At 34.8% G+C, this 2,633-nt stretch carries 3 protein-coding genes; all 3 read left to right on the forward strand.

Annotated elements, in window-relative coordinates; translation table 11 throughout:
* Nucleotides 1-832: 832 nt before the first annotated feature.
* Nucleotides 833-1,699, forward strand: a complete 867-nt coding sequence (locus tag Q1K78_RS17325; protein ID WP_300181705.1) for a hypothetical protein — start codon at nucleotides 833-835, stop codon at nucleotides 1,697-1,699.
* Nucleotides 1,700-1,871: 172 nt separating this feature from the next.
* On the forward strand, nucleotides 1,872-2,114 hold the full coding sequence (locus Q1K78_RS17330) for a hypothetical protein (RefSeq protein WP_107274981.1): 243 nt from the start codon (nucleotides 1,872-1,874) through the stop codon (nucleotides 2,112-2,114).
* Between the two features lie 14 nt (nucleotides 2,115-2,128).
* Nucleotides 2,129-2,452 (forward strand): hypothetical protein, encoded by a 324-nt coding sequence (locus tag Q1K78_RS17335; protein ID WP_107274980.1) that lies wholly within the window; start codon nucleotides 2,129-2,131, stop codon nucleotides 2,450-2,452.
* The last annotated feature ends 181 nt before the right edge of the window (nucleotides 2,453-2,633 follow it).

Below are 2,633 nucleotides of genomic sequence, written 5' to 3' on the forward strand. Positions count from 1 at the left end.
AGCACATCGACAGAATGAAAATCATTGCAGTATCTGGCGGTGATCTTAATTCTTACATCGATACACATGTTAAGTTTAGATACGTCCGTGATTAACTGTTAGAGCGAACATAACAATCGCATCAACACGATTTGCTACATTCGGCATTCTAGGTTTCTTTAGGTTTACCGTGTTAACTGGTAAATTTGAGCTTAATTTACATGGTAGCAAACGTGTTATGCAGGCGTTACACGAACTCTAAGAACGCAGTTTTTTGGCTCAGTTCAGCGATTGAGCCGTTAGTTTTTTAGGTGTGAAAGTAGGTGGTTTTCCTTCTTCTTTGTTTCCTTTTAGTTTTCATTTCATTAGGTTCGGCAACTGAACATTATTTCCAAAAATTCATGAGTTTCAGAAACTAATTCACGCTTCAATTGTTCGTGATTTTGCCTCATTTCAGTTTGCATCAGTGTTTTACTCGCAGCATTTTTAATCCCAATTGTGGCAAAGATATTTGGTTTATCAGTACAAAACTTGCTGAAACCAAATCGTACAAATGGTGCTAGAAAAAGGATTGTTTCGTTTCACAGTTATTGCCGTTGAAGTGATATTTTGCTCGCTTAATTGAGCTAGTCTAATTAAACTCAATTTACAGTAAATCTTGGTAAATCAATTCTTTACCAATTAAAGCGAAGCGTTGACAAAGATCGTGTAACAAAGCAATCAACACGATGCTTATTACACTCGGCATTCGTGGTTTAGGGTATAATTGGTTTTGGTAATTAAGTCGTTCGCACGTGTTATTGCGGCGTTATGTGCCCACAGCTTTTATCAAAATATTATAGGTTATTTATATATGGACTCATTCCAAAAAACTTTAGGTAAAGATGTAGCTAATTGTTATATTCCGTTAGTCGAGAATGTATTGGCTAATAGAAGTCACACTGTATATCACTTTATGTCACATTCAGATTTTAAAGTACTAGAAGAAAGTGATGTAGATGAAGCAAATGCTCAATATATCAAAGAGATTTTATTTAGATCGCATTTTGCATCAATGTCTTCAATCGCTAAAAACCTTGAATGGATCAAAGGCATGAAGCACTCATATGAAAATGGCTTATATTTACCATTTTCATCTTCGATGCGTTCCCTTATTGAGTCTACAGCAGACAGCTTTGATGCTTTGCTTCATGTAAGTATTACTTTGGCTGAGCATAATAAAGTTTTGAATAAAAAATTGCAAAAAGGAGGAGGCGACTTTGTCACATTGACTGAGCTTGAAAATGTTTTGATTCATTACTCTCATGCAAGAAGACTTGAAAAAGGTGAAAAAGCTCCGACTACTCATAAAGCGAAGCAACCATCTGAGTACATTAGAGATTTAGATAGTAAAACAGGACAAAATTTCTATGAGCTATATGGGGAACTATGTCAACTAACTCACCCTGCAGCGCAAGGAGTGTTACATATGATGCCAGCGATAAATGAAAGTGAATTTTTCTTTGACGAAAGGTGCGGTAAAGAGAAAATAGAGTTATTGCTAGAAAGAAACAAAGATTTAATTCCTGATCTAATTGCATTTGCGTTTAACCCTGGTCTATTGACGTTAAAGGTTTTAAATTATTTAAAATTAAACATTTGTCATTCTGAGTATCTGAAGGTGGTGAACTTTGATGCAATACCAGCTTGGGGACGATGTAAAAAACATCTAGGAGTCTAAATGGCACATAACAAATGCATCAACACGATTTGCTACATTCGGCATTCTAGGTTTCTTTGAGTTTACCGTCTTAAGTGGTAAATTTGGGCTTAATCTGCATGGTAGCAAACGTGTTATGCAGGCGTTATATTTTCGGTGATACATCAGTAATGTATTTAGAGGTTGTAATACTATGGATTGGAAAAACAAGTTAAAAATTAATGATGGCGATGTGGTTAAATTTGTCAGCAAATTTGAAGCTGGAAATTTAGGGCAGAATGAACGATATAAGTATGAGATTGTAAATTCTCAAGGCCAAACTGTTGGTTCTATAAAGTACGTCGAGTATACATCAATTAAAGCTCCATTTAATCAAACATACTCTCTTCAACAGTTTGATATTGATGATAATGAAGTGGTTTTTGAACGTTGGTAAGTAAGGGGTTATAAATGATCACAGTAAAAATAAATAAAATAAATGTTCAAACGGTTAGTAAAGACGATGTTGAGTCACAAGTTAACGCATTAAATGATATGACGTTTTTAGATTTCAAAAATCTACACAAATCAGCTATTGATAATGCCGTTACGAATAACCTTAATTCAGATGATTATCTAAATGTAGTATCTGTCTATTTATCCATGAACAACATTAAAGTTAATGATGTTAAGTGGTTCAGGATAGAAAGCAGTAGCGTTGGTATTATTTGTTGTCACGGTACAGAACAAAGTGATAATGACATTATACAGTCTATGCTTGTTCAGCTGTCCTAATGAAAATATAACAAATGCATCAACACGATTTACTACACTCGGCATCTCAGGTTGTCGGGTGTTTCTCGTTTTAAGGCGTCAATTTTAAGTATAATTGTTTGGTAGTAAACGTGTTATGCAGGCGTAATACGAACTCTGAGAATGCAGTTTTTTGGTTCAGTTCAGCGATTGAACCATTAGC

The sequence above is a fragment of the uncultured Aliivibrio sp. genome (assembly GCF_946479765.1).
Taxonomy (GTDB): domain Bacteria; phylum Pseudomonadota; class Gammaproteobacteria; order Enterobacterales; family Vibrionaceae; genus Aliivibrio.